Genomic DNA, 17,226 nt, shown 5'->3' on the forward strand with positions numbered 1-17,226 from the left:
CTGTCAATGCATCAGTGCATCACCTGTGTGTGAATTTCGTGGAATAGTTGTTTCTTCAGTTCAACAAAGGGAGCGGACGATGGCGTTGGTGATGTGCAAGGAATGCGGCTCTAAGGTTGCGAACTCTGCCAAGGCGTGTCCGGGCTGCGGCTCGAAGAAATTTGGTCGTAAGCACACTAGGCTGCAGTGGGCTTTTCTGGGTGGCGTGACCGTGCTTATTTTCTATGCACTGCTGTCATCGCAAAGCCAACAGGATGAGCGAGCAGCAGCAGCCGCTGCGCTTGAGTCGTCTAAAACTCCAGAGCAGCGTGCTGCCGAGTCGGCCGCTAAAGCAAAGGCCGAAGCTGACTTCGCTTTCTCGGTCAACGCCGCCAGGGGCGTCAAAGCTACTCTGAAAAATCCGGCCTCATTCGAGCTGGTGAGCGCCGTATTGATCCCCAGCGGGGCGCTATGCCTAGAGTTCCGCGGCACTAACAGTTTCAATGCTGTGGTGACTCAGAACGCAGTCGTTGGCAAGGATGGCAAGCCGGGGAACTGGAATCGGGACTGTGGTGGCAAGTCCGGCAAAGACATGAAGTCAATCCGGCACGCGATGTAGCCGAAATTTCGGGCGCGGGGGGCGCTCGGCCTGGTCAATGGCCGTTGGCGCTTCGGGCGTGTCCGTTTCCGTTGTCTGGTTCAGTGAGCGCAGAGCTAGCTGCTACCAGCATGTCCTTTTTGTACTCTGGCATCTGCTCCATAGCCAGGGTCACTACGCGGACCTTCCTGTCTTCGTTGAACGGCGTTTCTCCGATCAGTTGAGAAACGGTCAGGCCGAAATAGTGCGCAATCGTCTGGATGTGCTGGAACTCCAGCGAATCCGTTGCGCCCTTCATGAATCTGTTCAGCGTGCTTTGTGTCATGCCGCAGTCGGAGGCGAGTTGCCGCTCGCTGGTGATGCCGCCTTCGGCCATCAACCTGCGAATGATTTCCCGCGTCTTTTCGTGCATGCGCGCATTTTCGGCATACGCACACGTGCCTTGATGCGCTAGTGCATCGTGCGGCATAATGCATTGATGCATCACTCCGAATTGTGGCCAAAGGTGATCCACGTCTTACAGGCCAAAGGATTCAGCCAGAGAGATCTGGCTGATAGGGCTTGCGTGGATCAGTCCACCATTTGCCGCATTTCTATGGGGCGAGCGGAGCCGCGATTCAGCGCCGGTATCGCTCTTATCGACCTTGCCGGCGGTGTTGAGCAATTGGCGCGGGAACACGGCATCGCCGTGCCCACTGTGAGTGCTTCTTCGGGGGCAGGGGAAGTCACGAATGACTAGACCTGACTCTCCATCTTTTCCACCCACCACGCCCGTAGCCATGCCGCCGGGTTCCTCCAGTTTCTCCCCCAGATGGTGGGCCGCGCGCAGGCAAGCGCGCGGCTCTTCGCATGGTCGCGTGGTGGCGTGTTTTCTTTTCTTCGACTGGCGCATGTTGTGTTTTGTTATCCCTCGGACTGAAGTGTCTGCGGGGTGCGCGTGCGTGTCAGTAACAACGATTCGAGGGGTCTGATATGCATGTGATCGATGCCGCGTACAACTTGGTAGAGCAGTACCCCGGCGGTGCGGCTAGCTTGGGGCCGCGTGTGGGTAAGGCGGGCGGTACGCTCAGCCACGAAGTGACCCGCACGGGGACGGCCAAGCTCGGCCTTGAAACTGCGGTGCGCATGACGGTCTTGTCAGGGGACTACCGCATCCTCGAAGCGTTTGCGGCGCAATGCGGTCGTATGACGCTGCCCTTGCCCGAGGTGCTGCAGGAGGGCGGCAACAACGTGTTGGCCAGGTTGGGCGACATGCTGCGGGAGCAGAGCGATGTCGTGCGAGAGGTCACCATGGCCGCGGCTGACGACAAGATCACGCCCAACGAACGCAAGCGCATCGTCAAGGAGGTGGGCGAGCTGATTGCCACCGGCGCAGCGCTGATTGCGGCCCTGGGCGGCGGCGCCAATGCCCCCACCGAAGGCGGTGGAGCGTGAGGCCGGCGGGAGAGGTGCGCCTGGCACTGCTCCAGGCCTGCGCAGCCCTGGCCACGCCTGAACGTGGGGCCACGCTGCAGGAGATGGCGCGGCATGCCTGCGTGGGCCTAGATGCCGCCCGCCGCACGGTGGGCAACATGAGCCGGGCCGGGCAGTTGTCCATTGCCCGGCCTCGACGGGTCGAGTACCGTAACCGGCCCGTGGCGGAATATGTGCCCGCCCAGGCAGCTCCAGCGCCCTGTGATGCGGGCGCTGGGCTTGCCCGCGTGCTTACCACCTGGGTGGGGTAGCCGATGGCCTTTGCACACGATGCCGCTGGCGGTGGGACGCCGGCTTGTGTAGCCCTGCGCGCGGGGGTGGTCTATGGCGCGTGAGCCGTTGCCCCCTATCAAGTTCGCCGACCTGGCCAATGCTCTTCTAGACCGCGCTGATACGCTGGTGCCGGAGTGGTTGCCGGGTGGTGTGTTCCGAAAGCCTGAGTACGTCTGCGGGTCGCTCGCTGGCGGTAAGGGCGATAGCTGCTCAATCAACTTGGTAACCGGCCTGTGGAGCGACTTTTCGGCGGGTGAGGGCGGGCGCGATCTGCTTGACCTGTACGCCGCAATCCATGGCCTGTCCATGTCCAAGGCTGCGGCCCAAGTGGCGCGGGAAGAAGGGCTGGAGTCCGTTGCAGGCATCGTGACAGCAGCACCTGCAGGCGCGCCACCGCCGAAGCCGCCCCGGCCACCGCCACCGCCGAAAGCGCCTGCAAAGGACAAAGAGACTTGGACGGGCATCAAGCCTGCGCCAGCGCATCACGTTCGTCCTACGTTTTGGCATCACGAGTACAACCCTGATTCAAAGGGCGAGCGGATCGACCACACGGCCTGCTATCAGCTCGGGGGCGATGTGTACGGGTATGTGGTGCGATTTGTCCGCAGCAATGGCGGCAAGCTGCCGATGCCTTACACCTATGCCCGCAGTGACCGCGACGGTAGCGAGACGTGGAAATGGCGGGGATGGGAGGAGCCGCGGCCGCTGTACTTTCCCGCCGGTCAAGCGCCGGATGGCCGCACGGTGGTGTTGGTGGAGGGTGAGCGGAAGGCCGATTGCCTGCAGCAGTTGCTTGATGCCGGTGCACCTGGCGTGTACATGGTGGCGAGCTGGCCGGGTGGGTCGAGTGCTTGGGACAAAGCGGACTGGTCATGGCTTGCGGGTTGCACGGTCATCATGTGGCCGGACTGCGATTCACACCGCGAGAAACTCACTCGCCAGGAGCTGAAAGACACGCCGGACGAATTGGCGCGGGAGGTCCTGCAGCAGGCGAAGCCATACCTTGCATTCGACAAGCAGCCAGGTCAAAAGGCCATGCTCGGCATTGGTGGCGCACTGCGCGACGCGCACGGCTGCACGGTGCAGCTGCTGCCCATCGACAAGCCGGGGGTCAAGCCTTCGGGATGGGATTGTCGTGACGCCATCGAAACGGACGGGTGGGACTTTGCACGCGTGCTTGCGTACTTCGGCACGGCCAGGGCCTTGCTTTCGGACGTGTCTGCTCCTGCGGACGCAGGAGGCGGCCAGGGTGGGGAGCCGCCAAAAAAACGCGATCCCTCGGCTGGCGCCGGAGCTGGGAAAGGCGGCGGAGGTGGGGACATTGATGCGTTCGGTGAGTACCTCGATTGGCTGGTCGATGAGCAAGAGCTAAAGGGTCGCCATCAGGTCTTGCCGACGCGCAGCGTGGTGATTGCTGGTTTGCGCAAGTCGCCTTATCTGGTGGGTTGTGTGGCTTATGACGAATTGCGCGACGGTCCGGTGACGCGCAAGGCGTTCCCATGGCGTGAGTCCACCGGGCCGCTCAAAGACCAAGATGACTTGCGGCTCAGCGACTACATGGTGCGGGAGTACAAGATGCGCGCGCCGTCGCGTGCCGCCCTGCAGGAGGCTATCGAGACGGTCGCCGATGAGAACCGCTTCCACCCATTCCGCGACTGGCTGCGTAGTGCGAAGTGGGACGGCAAACCGCGGCTGGAGAAGTGGCTGATTCACGTGCTGGGCCTGACGCCGGAAAAGCTGTCGAAGAAGCGTCTTCGCTACTTGCAGCTGGTGGGGCGTTTCATCATCCTCGGGCACGTTTACCGCGTCATGCAGCCAGGCTGCAAGTTCGACTATTCGGTGGTGCTGGAGGGCAAGGCCGGCATGGGTAAATCCACGCTGGTGCGCACGCTGGTGGGAGAGGAGTTTTTCTCGGACACCCACTTTGACATCGGCAGCGGCAAAGATGGCATGGAGCAGCTGAGCGGCATCGTGGCCTATGAGCTTTCGGAGATGACGGCATTTCGGCGCGCAGATGCGGAAGCGGTCAAGGCGTTTTTCTCCAGCCAGAAGGACCGATACCGGGGTGCCTATGGTCGCTACGTGCAGGACCACCCGCGCCAGTGCGTGATTTGGTGTACGACGAATAAGCGGCAGTACCTTTTCGACATCACGGGCAACCGTCGATTCTGGCCGGTGAGTGTGGACGGGCCCTTGAATCTGGAGTGGTTGCGCAAGTTCCGAGATCAACTATTCGCCGAGGCGCTGCGCCTGTTTGATGCTGGCGGAGCCGAGGGGCGCAACTACCCCACCCGTGAAGAAGAAAAGGCCTTCTTTGAGCCCGAGCAGGAACTGCGCCTGGTTGAAACCAGCGTGCAGGGCCGCCTGTGGGCGCTGCTGACCCGCGAGGGCGCGCCGGCTGTGGATGGTAAGGCTGCGGCCCAGCTCAACCAGTTGACGGCCTTTGTGACGATTGACGGCCTGGTGCAGGCGCTGGGTGCAGATCCGGGCAAGTCCAGCGCAATGCTGGAAGGCCAGGTGCGCGACTGGCTCATTGAGCAGGGATGGGAGCCAGGCCGGGAAAGTGGAGGGCAGCGACGGCGCGGGTACAAGCAGCCGCCGGTGTGGCCGCCCATTTTTAAAGATGAGGATGACTCTGCACCGTCAGCGGCACAGACGCAGGCTGCAGAACAACAAGACCCCACCGAGCCCGCTGCGGCCCCGTGGGGTGAGGACGATGACCATGCACCGTTTTGAGCAGGGATCGGCGCGCACGACGCCGGAAAAGCCCTCGGTGCAGGAAACGCACGGCACCACCACGCATGCGGGAGGCGCGATTCGCGGCCTGCGCTGTGGTGCCGTGGCGGGGAGGTCATCGCACGGGCCTATGACATAGCCCGACCTGTCACCGGCCGGTGGCTGGAGGTGCACATGCGTGCGATCCGTCCAGCCGTCCAGCGTCCGGCATAGAGCGCACGACGGTGGCCATGGAGCCATACCACCAGTCGAAGCCGCTGCATTGCCTGTGTGTTTCGTGTGTGCCCTTGATGTGGGCGCAGGCGGGTAGGTGCGTGTGTGGGCGCGTGCGCGCGTGATCTCCTGCCTGTGTGTGTGGAGTCAGTAGTAATAGGTGGACGGGTGGACGGCCCGGAAAGGAGCAGCAACGATGTCAGCAACCGAATCGGCGGTGAAGGAGTTGGTGGCCCAGCGCCTGGAGGTCATCAGGCGGTGCATGCCGAACACCCTGGCGTGTATTGAGGATCGAGTGGCGGCCATAGGCACCAAGGCCTATGCACTCGTCCGGCAGGGCCTGCGCGGTGAACCCGGATGTTTCTACGCCATTGAGGCCGGCCATGTGGTTGGTTGCCCGGCCGGGATGGATGTGCAGACGCTGGAGGAGGCCGGCAGATTCATGGTGATCTTTGGCAGTGCACACGTGTGCATATGGCCTGCGTGGGTGTGGAGTGCGGCGCCTGCAGAGGCGGGGAGTGGTAATGGCGCGCATTAGTTGGGTGGTGAAGCGCTTGGAGAACTGGGCGCTGTGGGCATCGCGTGGCGGTGCTGGTAGTGGCGGGTACGCCAAGCAGTCCGTGCTGGCCGACTGGGTGAGCGATGTGTGGGAGCGCGGCAGCTACAACAGCGTGGCCATCCCAGCATTCGAGGAGGAGGCGGCAGAGACGGACCGCGCCATTACATCGTTCAAGGAGACGCGGCCGCATCTGGTGCGCGCACTGTTGGCGGTGTACATCCAAGAGCTTGGCGTGCAGGAGGCGGCGCGACGTGATGGATGCGCTGCATCCACCATGCATGCGCGGCTTGACCAGGCCGACATGGCCATTGCGATGTGGCTCAACGACAGGGCAGATGAAAAGCTACGGTTGCGCGATGCGCTCAAAGCGAAAGGCATCGGGGGGAGTTTTACGACATAGAGACTTTGGGTACATTTCAGGCAACTGGTGTTTGGTGCGTCCCACCCGCTCATGCACCAGTCGGAACCCCGGCAGGCCCCGCGCTTGTCGGGGTTTTGTTTTTGTCGGCGTGCCCGAGAGGACAAAGGGTGACGCGATGCAAGAGGTCTGCGCGGCGCCGTGAGCCGATGCGCTTGACTGCCTGGGTTCGAATCCCAGCGCCGACGCCAAAAGGAAGAAACCATGACGCCCCGACGCGCTGCTGACCGAAAAGACTTCGACGCGCGACGCGGCAGTGCGCACGAACGTGGCTACACGTCGGCCTGGCAGCGAGCGCGCGAAGGATATTTGCGCGCCCATCCGTTGTGTGCGGAGCATGAGCGCCGCGGCGAGATGGAAGCGGCCGTTGTGGTGGACCACATCAAGGCGCCGAGGTTACGCGAGGCCACGGAAAGCGGCGATGCAGCACGCATCACTGCGGCGCGCGAACTGTTCTGGGACCGCGAGAACTGGCAGGGCCTGTGCAAACGGTGCCACGACTCGGACAAGCAGCGCCTGGAGAAGTCCGGGCGACGCGTGGGGTGCGCGCCCGATGGCCGGCCGCTGGACGCCGGGCACCACTGGAACCTCAAAACAGGGGGGAGGGGGGGGTAAAAACTTCCACCTGCACCCACTCAAGACCGACTGCTCCTCTCCGCTCGCAACGCCGGGAAATATGGGGAAGGGGGGGTATCAAGGAAAGGGGGCCATATGGCCGGAAACTCGAATTCGGGCCGGCCTGCGCTGCCGCCCTTTGTGCACCAGATGACCGGCAACGCCAGCAAGATGAACGCGGCCGCGCTGGCGAACGAAACCGCTGCGCTGCAGCTGCAGGCGGTGGAGCCAGAGCGGCCCGACTGGCTGACGCCACGCGCCGTGGCTGAGTGGAAACGAGTCGTGCCCGACTTGCTCACGCTCGGCTGGGTGCACCGCCTGGACCGCATGGCGCTCGCCAGCTACTGCGAGGCAGTGGCCGACTGGGAAATGTTCCGCGAGCGCATCGCAGCGGAGAACGCACGGTTGGCTGACAGCGGCGATGTTCAGACCTTTGCAACCGGGGCCAAGCAGATAAGCATCTGGCGCCAGCTGGCCAACGATGCGGAAAAGCGCGCGAACGCTGCTGGCGCGGGCTTCGGTTTCACGCCTCTTGCACGGCGCAACATGAAGGCCGCCGTGGCGCCGCAGCAGGAGCTATTCCAGAATGCCCACAGCGACGCCGCCAGCCGCTACTTCAATCACTGACCTGGTAGCTGACTACTGCCGGCAGGTTGCAAGTGGCGCGATCATTGCTGGCCCTGATGTGCGCAACGCCGCCGCACGGCATCTTGACGATCTGCTGGTGGGGCATCTTCGGGGCCTGGTGTGGCGCCAGGACCTGGCAGACCGGGCTATCGGCTTTTTTGAAGATGTTCTCAAGCTCAACGGCGGCGAGTACGAAGCCAAGCCATTCCTGCTCGCGCCATGGCAAGCATTCGTGGTGGGCAGCATTTTCGGCTGGTACACAGCCGATGGATACCGCCGTTTCAGCACGGTCTACATCGAGACAGCGAAGGGTTCGGGCAAATCGCCGCTGGCTGCGGGCATCGGGCTGTACGGCCTGGTGTCCGATGGCGAGCAGCGGGCCGAGATCTACGCCGCCGCCACGAAGCGCGACCAAGCGCAGATCCTGTTCCGCGATGCGGTCAGCATGGTCAACCTGTCCAGCGAGCTGCGGAGCCGCCTGGTGCAGTCTGGGCGTGATGAAAAGGTCTGGAATCTTTTCTATCCTGGCACTAACAGCTTCTTCCGAACGATCAGCTCGGACGATGGGCAATCGGGACCGCGCCCGCACATTGGCTTGATCGATGAGGTGCACGAACACAAGTCGCCGACGGTGGTGAACATGATGCTGGCCGGCCGCAAGCAGCGGCGCCGCGCCATGGTGGTGATGATCACGAACAGCGGCTCGGACAAGAACACGGTATGCGGTCAGTATCACGATCTGGGCGTACGGGTCTGCAAGCGCCTGGAGGAAAACGACACGTTGTTCGCGTTCATCTGCTCGCTGGACGAAGGGGAAGACCCGCTCAAGGACGAAGCGTGTTGGCCGAAGGTAAACCCTTCGCTTGACTTTCGGGCGCACGGGCAGGCCGATGGCATCCCTGGCCGCAAGTACCTGCGTGACCAGGTGCGCGATTGCCGAGGAATGCCGGCCAAAGAGTCGGTAGTAAAGCGGCTCAACTTCTGCATGTGGACGCAGGCCGACTCACCTTGGCTCAGCTGGGATGTATGGAGCGAGGCGCAGGAGCGAGTGCCCCTCGCACTGCTGCGCAACCGCCCGGCTGTCGCCGGGTTGGACCTTTCGAGCACGACCGACTTGACGGCGTTTGTGCTCATGTTTTACCCGACGGTAGATGACCCGCATTGGCGGTTGATGCCGTATTTCTGGATACCCGATCACCAGCTGGAGGAGCGCGAGAAGAAGGACCACGTGCCCTATCGCGTGTGGATCAACGAGCGGTGGCTCGAAACCACTCCAGGCCGGGCGATCAGCAAGCTGCACGTGCTGCGCCGACTGGTGCAGATCTGCGAATACTTCGAGGTGGTGCAGATCGCATTCGATCGATGGCGGATTGAGGATCTGCAGCAGCTCATGGCTGACAACAGCATCACGCTGCCCCCCATGCAGAGATTCGGCCAGGGCTTTCAGGACTTTGCGCCCGCCGTCGATGAGTTCGAACGGCGCTTGCTAGGCCTGCCGCCGACCGATGAAAAAGGCGAGCCGCTGGATGTCGAGGTCGAAACCTTGAGGCACGACGGCAATCCGGTGCTGACATGGAACGCGGGTAATGCCGTTGTGGTGAGCGACCCGGCCAACAACCGCAAGGTGGACAAGTCCAAGTCCATCGGGCGCATTGACGGAATCGTGGCCGCCGTGATGGCGGCTGGCATCAGCAGCGGCGGGCGGATCGGAGCCGATGGCTCTGTGTACGACAAAGGAGTGGGAATATGAAATTGGTCATCCTGTCATGGCTGCTCGGCATCTTGGGCTTCGGCCTGGTGGTGGCGGGTGTTGCCATGGTCAATGTGCCTGCCGCGTGTGTCGTCGCAGGCCTCGCGCTACTGGCCTACGCCAAGCTGCTGGACCGCGCGGCCGCGGCCATGCCGCCACCTGAACGGGAGGGTTGAAATGTTCTTTTCCAACGTCCTCGGTGGCAACGGCGAAAGCGTAGGCACCTTGACGGACAGCGATAGCGGCTTCTGGCGTGGCTTGCTCGGCAGGGGCAAGAACAGCAGCGGCGTGAGGGTGACCCCGGAAACAGCGCTGGCGCTGCCCATCCTTCAGAACTGCGTCACCCTGTTGGCGGAGAGTGCCGCCCAGCTGCCGTGCGAGATCTATGAGCGCCAGGAGGGCGGCCAGCGCAGTTCGGCGGTGAACCACCCGGCCTACGACGTGCTGCGCTACCAGCCGAATCCATTTCAGACCCCCTATGAAAGGGTCGAGCTGCTCCAGATGTCCGCAGGGCTGCGCGGCAATGGGTATGAGTTCATCGAGCGGCGAGAGGATGGCAACGTCAAGGCGCTGTGGCCGCTGGCGACACCGAAGGTGCAGGTACTCAAGGGGCCGGACATGCTGCCCTACTACCGCGTCAGCGGTGTGGCAGACCCCTTGCCGATGCGCCTGGTGCACCACGTTCGATGGGTGAGCCACGACGGCTACGTGGGCCTGTCGCCCGTCGAACTGCACGCCGAGGCCGTGGGCTTGGCCCAGGCGGTACGCCAGTACGCGGGCAAGTCATTCTCAAACGGGGCGACGGTCTCGGGGGTCATCGAGCGGCCGAAGGAAGTGGCCGCAATCAAGGACCAGAACACCATCGACAAGCTGGTCGATCAATGGGGGCAGAAGTACGGCGGCATCGACAACGCCAAGAAAGTGGCATTGCTGCAGGAGGGGATGACCTTCAAGCCGGTCTCGATGAACAACGTGGATGCAGAGATCGTCTCCATCCTCAAGCTGTCCGGCGCGGATGCGGCTCGGATCTACAAGATCCCATTGCCCATGGTCAACGATCTTGACGGAGCCAACTACAACACCGTCGAGCAACTGCTCATCATGTTCACGGTGTTTGGATTGCTGCCTTGGATCAAGCGGCATGAGCAATCCATGATGCGCGACTTCCTGCTGGCCGAAGACCGCAAGAGGTACTTCATCGAGTTCAACTTGTCGGGCCTGCTGCGCGGCGACCAGAAGACCAGATACGAAGCCTATGCCATCGGCAGGCAATGGGGTTGGCTGTCGGTGAACGACATCCGCCGATTGGAAAACATGCCGCCGGTGCAAGGCGGCGACACCTACCTGCAGCCGCTCAACATGGTGGATGCCACCAAAGGCATTTGGGATGCAGGCAACCCCAAGGTGCGTGCGCACCTTGAGCAGCACATGCTGGACATTGCAAAGGTTTTGAACCCATGAAAAGCTACCTCCGAACCTCGGGCCTCCTGTTCAATCAGCCCTTGATGGTCACCCCTGACGTGCTGGATCTCGGTGTGCGCTGGGCCAATCAGGTCATGAGCCTCAACATCATCAACCTCGGCCCCGGCGCCGCGGACCGAATCTCGCGTGATGATGACGAAGGGAGTGGCCGCACGGCGGTGGATGACCAGCGCCAGGGCGGCACACCCAATACCGGCGTGGCCGTCATCCCCGTGCACGGCGTGCTGGTGCCGCGTGCGGCGAATCTGGAGGCCTGCGAAACGATGACCAGCTACGAAGGCCTGCGCAACTTTCTGCGGCAAGCCATCAACGACCCGATGGTGGAGCGCATCGTGCTGGACATCGACAGCCCAGGCGGCTCCGTGGCCGGCGCGTTCGAGCTGGCCGCCGACATTCGCAGCATGGCGCAGTCAAAGCCAATCACAGGCCTGGTCAATTTCATGGGCTACAGCGGCGGCTACCTCATCGCCTCCGCCTGCTCTGAGGTGGTGGTGAGCCGCACTAGCGGCGTTGGGTCCATAGGCGTGATTGCCAGCCACATGGACCGTTCGGCCATGGCCGAAAAGATGGGCGTCAAGATCACCACCGTGTTTGCAGGCGCGCACAAAAACGACCTCACTCCCCACGAGCCGATCAGCGACCAGTCGCTGCGGGTGCTCACGGATCTGGTCAACGAGGGCTATGAAATGTTCGTGTCCGCGGTGGCCGATTACCGCGACATGCCCGCGGCCAAAGTCCGCGCCACTGAGGCCGGTTTGTACCGCGGCCAGGCCGCTATCACTGCCGGCCTGGCCGACCGCCTCGCCTCGCCCCAGGATGCCGTTGACGACCTGTCTCGCGCGGTGGCCGAGTCCCGCGCGCAGCGCCAGGCAGGCCGTGTGTCCGTGCGAGCTGCAGCACTGCAGATCCAGTCCCAAATCTGACCGCGTTCGCGGCAGTCCACCAGCCCGCAGTTGCGGGCTTTTTTTATGCCCGAAGGAGGCACCATGTCCCAAGTGTTGAAATTGCGGAGCGAACGCGCCCAGCTGAATGTCGAGCTGCAGGCCCTCGCAAAAAAGGAGTCGGAGGGCGCCAGCCTCTCGGCGGATGACCTCGCCAAGTTCGGCGAGCTGGAGGCGAAGATCAACGCCTTGACCGGCCAGATCACGCGGGCCGAGGCCGCCGAGCGGCTGAACGCCACCAACGCGGTGCCGCTCAACGAATCGGCGCAGGGCAACGCCAGCCCGCCGGCGCACATCAGCGTGAGCGACAACCAGCCCGCAGGCGCCAAGATGGCGCAAATGGCCCGGCTGCTGGCGGCCGCGCAGGGCGATCAGCGCATGGCGGCCGACCTGGCCACGAAGGGTGGCTTTGGCAGCGACGTGGCCATGGCACTCAACACTGTGACCGCCGGAGCAGGCGGCGTGCTGGTGCCTGAGAATTTCGCTTCCTCGGTGATCGAGTCTTTGCGGCCGTTCTCTGTCGTGCGCCGCATGGGTTGCCAGAGCATTCCGCTGAACAACGGCAACATGACCATGCCGCGCATCCTGGGCAACACCACGGTGTCCTATATCGGCTCCGATACCGACATTCCGGTCACCGGGATGACGTTCGGTGATCTGAAGCTCGCGGCAAAGAAGGCCGCGGCCCTGGTCCCGATCTCCAACGACCTGCTGGCCTATGCCGGCGTCAGCCCGCGCGTTGATGCCATCGTGTCGGGCGACCTGCAGGTGAGCATGGGCCTGTCGGAAGATCTGCACTTCATCCGCTCCGATGGCACCGGCTCCAAGCCCAAGGGCCTGCGCTACTGGGCGCTGGCAGGCAACATCGTTGTGGCTCCGGCCGATCCCACCCTCCAGCAGGTCGAGGCCTACCTGGGCGGGCTGATGCTGCGGCTGGAGATGGCCAACGTCAGCATGTCCAGCTGCGGCTGGCTGCTGTCGCCGCGCACCGTTCGCTGGCTCGGCTCCCTGCGTGACGGAAACGGCAACAAGGCATTCCCCGAGATCGAAACAGGGAAGCTCAAAGGCTACCCGTTCGCCCTCACCACTCAGATCCCGGTGAACCTGGGCGCGGGTGGCGACGAGTCCGAGATCTACTTCGTCAACTTCGCCGACATGTTCATTGGCGAAGACATGCAGCTGGTGATCGCGTACAGCACGGAAGCCTCCTACAAGGACGGCAACGGCGAAACGGTGAGCGCATTCCAGCGCGACCAAACCCTGGTGCGTGTGATCGCAAAACACGACTTCGGCCCGCGCCACGTTGAGTCGGTGGTGGTCGGCACTCAGGTCAAGTGGGGTAAGGCCATGCTGGCCTGAAGGCCGCCTGATTCGTCACCAATCCGCCGTGCACACGTGTGCACGGCATCACTCAGGAGTTGCCAATGAGCACGGAAAAAAAGGTCGTCAAGTTCCTCAAGGGCTGGCGCGGTTACAACGCGGGCGAAACCGCAGGGTTTGATACGGAGACTGCCGACACACTCATCGATGGCGATGTGGCGGAAGCGAATGACGGCGCTGCCGCGCCACGTACAGGCGGTGCAAGACGGCGCGCAGGTAAGGGCGGCCAGGGGGAGGGCGCAGGCAAGGCCGATGGCGCTGGCGAGGTTCCGCCGGCCAATAGCGTGGGCGGGGAGGGTGGCGATGGATCTGGCGCGCCAGGCTCTATCGCATCACCTCTTGACAACGCTGATCGTCCGTAAGCCATGGCCAGGCGCATCGGGTACACCGGCGAGCCTGTCCTGACTCCAGCGCAAATCGCCGAGTGGCGCCGCAACGATGCGGTGCTTTTGGAAGCGGCCATGCTGGCGGACATCATCATCCCAGGTGTGGTGGCTCAGTGCGAGTCCCGAACCGGCGCGGCCATCAGAGAGGCCCGCTATGTCGAGACCTGGCCTGCGTCTCGCAGGTCGGGGCATGCCCTCGATGTCGGCCAGGCGCACACCGTCGAATCGGTGGAAGTGCTGGGAGCTGATGGCGCGACAGTCGCTGCTGGATTGGGGCACTACCTGCAGCATGAGCAGCGGGAAAGCATGCTGCACTTTTCTGCAGGCCGACCACCGGGCACGCTCCGCATCACCTACCTGGCAGGGTTGGACCTCGATGCATACCCCGCTGTGCGCAACTGGCTCTTACTCAACATCGGGACCGTGTATGCGCAGCGGGAATCCATGGTCATCGGCGCCAGCGTGGTCGAGTTGCCCTCGGGCTTCTTGGATCACATGCTCGCCGAGATCACCGTCCCGCCCCGGTTTTGAAAGGAGTCCGCGATGCTGCAAGCTGGAAAGCTGGATCAACGCATCGTGCTGCGCAAGCCCACGGTAATCAAGGGCACCTCGGGCGGCGTGGTCAAAGGTTGGGAGGAGCAGCCGGCCATGTGGGCTGCTGCTCGCCACCTCAGCGGCAACGAACGCCCGGCGTCTGCGGCTGCGGGCGGTGTTGTGGCCGTCGCGAGAACGGAATTCACCGTGCCGTTTCGGGAGTCCGTCACGTCGCAATGGTCGCTGATCCACCGCGGCGAGATCTACAACATCAAGCACGTCAACGACTTCATGGGTCGGCGCGAAATGCTGGTGCTGACGTGCGAGGCAGGGGGCAACGATGGCTAAAAAAGAAGTCCTCGGCATCGGCGACCTGAGCCGCAACTTCAAGGCGCTGAAGACCGGCATGGAGACGCGCACGGGCCGCGCCATGGTGGTGGCGGCGGGGGGTGTGCTCAAGCGCAAGGCGAAGGCCAATGCGCAGGCCCTGGGCCTCAAGCGCACGGGCTCGATGATTAAAAACATCGTCATCAAGCGCGAGTCACAAGCGCCGCCAGGCACGGTGCAATACAACCTGGGCGTGCGCCACGGGCGCAACCTCACGAAGAAGCAGAAGTCCACCGGCAAGCTGGCGGTGGGGCGTGGAGGCCGGATCGTCAAGCGGTACGAAGACGACCCGTACTACTGGCGCTTTCAGGAGTTCCGCACCCGCAACCGTGAGGCCACTCCTTTCCTGGGTCCTGCCCTGGAGCAAGGCAAGGAAGAAGCCATCGACGCCATGGCCAAGCGCCTGCAGACGGAACTGGATAAGGCAGGCAAGCAATGACCATCCACGAACTGCTGAATGCGGCGCTGACCCCGGTGCTTGCCAACACGTGGGCCGTCGCGCTGCCGCCCGCACCAGTGTGGCCGGCGGCTGTGTTTGACGTTGACAGCGCACCGGAAGAAGCCTGGTGCATGGGTGGCGGCTACTCGCGCCATGATGTCAATCTGCTGGTGATGGCTCGCACCATCGAAGATCTGGATGCGCTGCTGCCGCTCGATGGCAGCGGCCCCTTCCGCGACGCGCTGGAAGGGCTGGAGGCCTACCAGTACGAAGAAGACGCGGGCGATGGGGACTACGAAGACGACCCCGACATCTACGCCCGATACCTGACCGTGCGCTTGCGCACACCACGCTACTAACCCTCGGAGATCGACATGAACAAACGCACCGCAGACCCTGCGGAGGCGGGCGCAGCTGCGCCCACAGAGCCTGTGCACACGTCTGCACAACCCGCTGCAACAAAGGCGGCCAAGCCAGCCCACCACCAGCCTACGCCGCGCCGGCCGCGCGATGAATTCGCGGGGATCGGCGGCACCTACGTGCGCGATCCGGTGACAGGTAAGCGCACCGTGGCGCCGCCCGTTGCCAGCCCTGCAGCCGAGCCGGACGCGTAACGCGCTGGCTTCCCCCACCCTCATCCTGAAAGGACCACCATGGCCAAGTCCATGAAAAAGATGCTGCTGCTGGCTGCGGTGCAAACCGCATTGGGCACCCCTGCAGCACCCACGGCAGCGGCGAACGCGATCATGTGCCGCGCTCAGAACCCCGAATTGATCGCGGGGGACCAAGTGCCCCGGCAACTGATCCGGCCCTTCAAGGGCAATAGCGGAAAGTTGTTCGCCGGCGAGCACCGTAAGCTGACCTTCGAGGTCGAGCTGGCAGGCAGCGGTGTGGCCGGCAAGGCGCCGGCCTGGGGCCCTGTGCTGCGGGCCTGCGGCTTTTCGGAAACGATCACCGTGGGCCAGGACGTGGTGTACATGCCGGTCAGCGAAGGTGAGCCGTTTCTCACGCTGTGGGGTTACATCGACGGCACCAAGTACGTCATCGAGGACGCCAAGGGCAATGTGTCGTTTGAACTCAATGCCAAGGGCATCCCGGTAATGAAATTCGAATTCATCGGCACTTATTCGCCGCTGACCGAGGGCGCGATGCCTACCGGCGTGGACTACAGCGCGTTCATGCAGCCCAAGACCGTGGGCAAAAAGAACACGCCCACCTTCACGTTCTATGGCCTCGCCGCCTGCACCAGCGCGTTTTCCATTGCCATGGGCAACCAGTTGGCATGGAAGGAGCGCATCAACTGCGCCGGGGCCAGTAGCCCGGATCGGCAACCCACTGGCAGCGTCACTCTGGAAATGCCCAAAGCCACCACGAAGGACTGGGGCGAGGTGGTACGCGAGGGCACGCTGGGTGAAGCCGTCCTCGTTCATGGCACCACGCCTGGCAACATCGTGGAGCTGCAATTGCCGCAGATCCAGTGCGGTCCGTTTTCGATCCAGGACGATGGCGGCGACGCCATGCTGACCTTGCCCTTCGACCTGATGCCCGACCAGGGCGATGACGAGCTGAGCATCATCGTTCGCTGACCTTGGGGCCGCCCGCGCGGCGGCCACATTCATTTTCCTAGCCACCCATTGCGGTGGCTTTTTCGTTTCTGAAATCACTCTTCAAGGGACACTACATGTTCATCCTCACCCCTACCGAAACCTTCAAAGCGACTGTCAAAGTCAACGTGGCCACGCCGTCCGGCGCGTGGCGCGAAGAATCGTTTGTCGGCGTCTTCAAACGCAGTGACGAAGAGCAGCGCGAGGAGCTGCTCGAACTGAAAAACACCGAACTGCTCAAGCGTGTGATGGTCGGCTGGGAAATGGTCGATGAAGAGCGCAAGCCTGTGGAATTCAACGACCAGAACTTCGGCGCCTTCCTGCGGCTCATCGGCGCGTGCCGTGAGGCGGCAAAGGTCTATTGGCAGCACAACTCCGGCGCCAAGCAAAAAAACTGATTGAGGCGGCGCGCTGGTGGGCTGGAGTTCGCACCCCTGATGCGGGTGCTTTCGACGTGGATGAATCCATCGTCGAAGCAATGCAGGCCTGGGGCGCTCCGCCCGAAGACATCGCCAAAGTTCGCGCGCAGTTGCCAGATCCGGATGCGCGATCACTGGACGAGACCTTCCCGGTCCACGCGGACAACGTGCCGGTGATCGAAGCCTTCCGCGCGTTGCAAACGCAGTGGCTCTACGTCACCTCATTTGTCGGGGTGCCCAGCGGAGGTTTCTCGCCGGTATCGCAACGTGTCGGCATCAATTACGCCGCTTTGATTGCCTGGGTGCAACAGCACGCCAGGCCCCGCCGCCGTCGAGCCTTGATCGCTGATTTGCGTGTGATGGAAACCGCGGTGCTCATCGCGGACCAAGAACTAAGAAAAGAGAAGGAATAA

Annotated in this window: 24 protein-coding genes and 1 pseudogene; 23 read left to right on the forward strand and 2 right to left on the reverse strand. The window is 63.1% G+C overall.

Annotated elements, in window-relative coordinates:
* Positions 1–79: 79 nt before the first annotated feature.
* On the forward strand, positions 80–598 hold the full coding sequence (locus R1Z03_RS14585; RefSeq protein ID WP_317352113.1) for a hypothetical protein: 519 nt from the start codon (positions 80–82) through the stop codon (positions 596–598).
* 34 nt (positions 599–632) lie between these two features.
* Here the strand turns inward: R1Z03_RS14585 and R1Z03_RS14590 are convergent, their stop codons facing one another.
* Positions 633–989: a helix-turn-helix transcriptional regulator gene (locus tag R1Z03_RS14590; protein WP_317352115.1), complete on the reverse strand. Its 357-nt coding sequence runs from the start codon at positions 987–989 to the stop codon at positions 633–635.
* Positions 990–1,094: 105 nt separating this feature from the next.
* Positions 1,095–1,469, reverse strand: a complete 375-nt coding sequence (locus R1Z03_RS14595) for a hypothetical protein (protein ID WP_317352118.1) — start codon at positions 1,467–1,469, stop codon at positions 1,095–1,097.
* A gap of 80 nt (positions 1,470–1,549) precedes the next feature.
* On the opposite strand from R1Z03_RS14595, the gene R1Z03_RS14600 reads away from it, so the two are divergent.
* The 22 genes and pseudogenes from R1Z03_RS14600 (at position 1,550) to R1Z03_RS14705 (ending at position 17,226) form a co-directional block, all read left to right on the forward strand.
* Complete coding sequence (locus tag R1Z03_RS14600; RefSeq protein WP_317352120.1) at positions 1,550–2,011, forward strand: phage regulatory CII family protein; 462 nt, start codon at positions 1,550–1,552, stop codon at positions 2,009–2,011.
* Positions 2,008–2,301 (forward strand): hypothetical protein, encoded by a 294-nt coding sequence (locus R1Z03_RS14605; protein WP_317352123.1) that lies wholly within the window; start codon positions 2,008–2,010, stop codon positions 2,299–2,301. The genes R1Z03_RS14600 and R1Z03_RS14605 overlap by 4 nt, the downstream gene beginning before the upstream one ends.
* Before the next feature lie 73 nt (positions 2,302–2,374).
* Positions 2,375–5,059 carry a VapE domain-containing protein gene (locus R1Z03_RS14610; protein ID WP_317352127.1) on the forward strand — a complete coding sequence of 895 codons (2,685 nt, stop codon included), beginning with the start codon at positions 2,375–2,377 and terminating at the stop codon, positions 5,057–5,059.
* Positions 5,060–5,468: 409 nt separating this feature from the next.
* Positions 5,469–5,810, forward strand: a complete 342-nt coding sequence (locus R1Z03_RS14615; RefSeq protein ID WP_317352130.1) for a hypothetical protein — start codon at positions 5,469–5,471, stop codon at positions 5,808–5,810.
* The gene (locus tag R1Z03_RS14620) at positions 5,797–6,231 is read left to right on the forward strand and encodes a hypothetical protein (protein WP_317352132.1); all 435 of its coding nucleotides are present in this window, start codon (positions 5,797–5,799) and stop codon (positions 6,229–6,231) included. The genes R1Z03_RS14615 and R1Z03_RS14620 overlap by 14 nt, the downstream gene beginning before the upstream one ends.
* Positions 6,232–6,334: 103 nt before the next feature.
* A pseudogene (locus R1Z03_RS14625) lies at positions 6,335–6,440 on the forward strand.
* 13 nt (positions 6,441–6,453) lie between these two features.
* On the forward strand, positions 6,454–6,864 hold the full coding sequence (locus R1Z03_RS14630) for an HNH endonuclease (protein WP_317352135.1): 411 nt from the start codon (positions 6,454–6,456) through the stop codon (positions 6,862–6,864).
* 150 nt (positions 6,865–7,014) lie between these two features.
* Positions 7,015–7,491 carry a phage terminase small subunit P27 family gene (locus R1Z03_RS14635; protein ID WP_317352138.1) on the forward strand — a complete coding sequence of 159 codons (477 nt, stop codon included), beginning with the start codon at positions 7,015–7,017 and terminating at the stop codon, positions 7,489–7,491.
* On the forward strand, positions 7,451–9,241 hold the full coding sequence (locus tag R1Z03_RS14640) for a terminase TerL endonuclease subunit (protein WP_317352141.1): 1,791 nt from the start codon (positions 7,451–7,453) through the stop codon (positions 9,239–9,241). Before R1Z03_RS14635 ends, R1Z03_RS14640 begins: the two co-directional genes overlap by 41 nt.
* The gene (locus R1Z03_RS14645; RefSeq protein WP_317352143.1) at positions 9,238–9,417 is read left to right on the forward strand and encodes a hypothetical protein; all 180 of its coding nucleotides are present in this window, start codon (positions 9,238–9,240) and stop codon (positions 9,415–9,417) included. The genes R1Z03_RS14640 and R1Z03_RS14645 overlap by 4 nt, the downstream gene beginning before the upstream one ends.
* Position 9,418: 1 nt before the next feature.
* Positions 9,419–10,702 carry a phage portal protein gene (locus R1Z03_RS14650; RefSeq protein ID WP_317352146.1) on the forward strand — a complete coding sequence of 428 codons (1,284 nt, stop codon included), beginning with the start codon at positions 9,419–9,421 and terminating at the stop codon, positions 10,700–10,702.
* Positions 10,699–11,646 (forward strand): S49 family peptidase, encoded by a 948-nt coding sequence (locus R1Z03_RS14655; RefSeq protein ID WP_317352149.1) that lies wholly within the window; start codon positions 10,699–10,701, stop codon positions 11,644–11,646. Before R1Z03_RS14650 ends, R1Z03_RS14655 begins: the two co-directional genes overlap by 4 nt.
* Before the next feature lie 63 nt (positions 11,647–11,709).
* Entirely contained in the window at positions 11,710–13,023 is a 1,314-nt protein-coding gene (locus tag R1Z03_RS14660; protein ID WP_317352151.1) for a phage major capsid protein, read from the forward strand.
* Between the two features lie 65 nt (positions 13,024–13,088).
* A complete protein-coding gene (locus R1Z03_RS14665; protein ID WP_317352153.1) occupies positions 13,089–13,406 on the forward strand; it encodes a hypothetical protein in 318 nt (105 codons plus the stop codon).
* A 3-nt stretch (positions 13,407–13,409) separates the two neighbouring features.
* Positions 13,410–13,961, forward strand: coding sequence for a hypothetical protein (locus R1Z03_RS14670; protein WP_317352156.1), 552 nt, complete (start codon positions 13,410–13,412; stop codon positions 13,959–13,961).
* Positions 13,962–13,973: 12 nt separating this feature from the next.
* Positions 13,974–14,312, forward strand: a complete 339-nt coding sequence (locus R1Z03_RS14675) for a phage head closure protein (protein WP_317352158.1) — start codon at positions 13,974–13,976, stop codon at positions 14,310–14,312.
* Positions 14,305–14,790, forward strand: coding sequence for an HK97-gp10 family putative phage morphogenesis protein (locus R1Z03_RS14680; RefSeq protein WP_317352161.1), 486 nt, complete (start codon positions 14,305–14,307; stop codon positions 14,788–14,790). Before R1Z03_RS14675 ends, R1Z03_RS14680 begins: the two co-directional genes overlap by 8 nt.
* Entirely contained in the window at positions 14,787–15,149 is a 363-nt protein-coding gene (locus tag R1Z03_RS14685) for a hypothetical protein (protein WP_317352163.1), read from the forward strand. Before R1Z03_RS14680 ends, R1Z03_RS14685 begins: the two co-directional genes overlap by 4 nt.
* Positions 15,150–15,164: 15 nt before the next feature.
* Entirely contained in the window at positions 15,165–15,404 is a 240-nt protein-coding gene (locus R1Z03_RS14690; protein ID WP_317352166.1) for a hypothetical protein, read from the forward strand.
* Between the two features lie 39 nt (positions 15,405–15,443).
* On the forward strand, positions 15,444–16,376 hold the full coding sequence (locus R1Z03_RS14695) for a phage tail tube protein (protein WP_317352169.1): 933 nt from the start codon (positions 15,444–15,446) through the stop codon (positions 16,374–16,376).
* 95 nt (positions 16,377–16,471) lie between these two features.
* Positions 16,472–16,792 carry a hypothetical protein gene (locus tag R1Z03_RS14700; protein WP_317352172.1) on the forward strand — a complete coding sequence of 107 codons (321 nt, stop codon included), beginning with the start codon at positions 16,472–16,474 and terminating at the stop codon, positions 16,790–16,792.
* Positions 16,756–17,226, forward strand: a complete 471-nt coding sequence (locus R1Z03_RS14705; protein WP_317352175.1) for a hypothetical protein — start codon at positions 16,756–16,758, stop codon at positions 17,224–17,226. Before R1Z03_RS14700 ends, R1Z03_RS14705 begins: the two co-directional genes overlap by 37 nt.

Origin of the sequence: Acidovorax sp. BLS4 (assembly GCF_032929295.1) — a bacterium.
Classification (GTDB): Bacteria; Pseudomonadota; Gammaproteobacteria; order Burkholderiales; family Burkholderiaceae_C; genus Paracidovorax.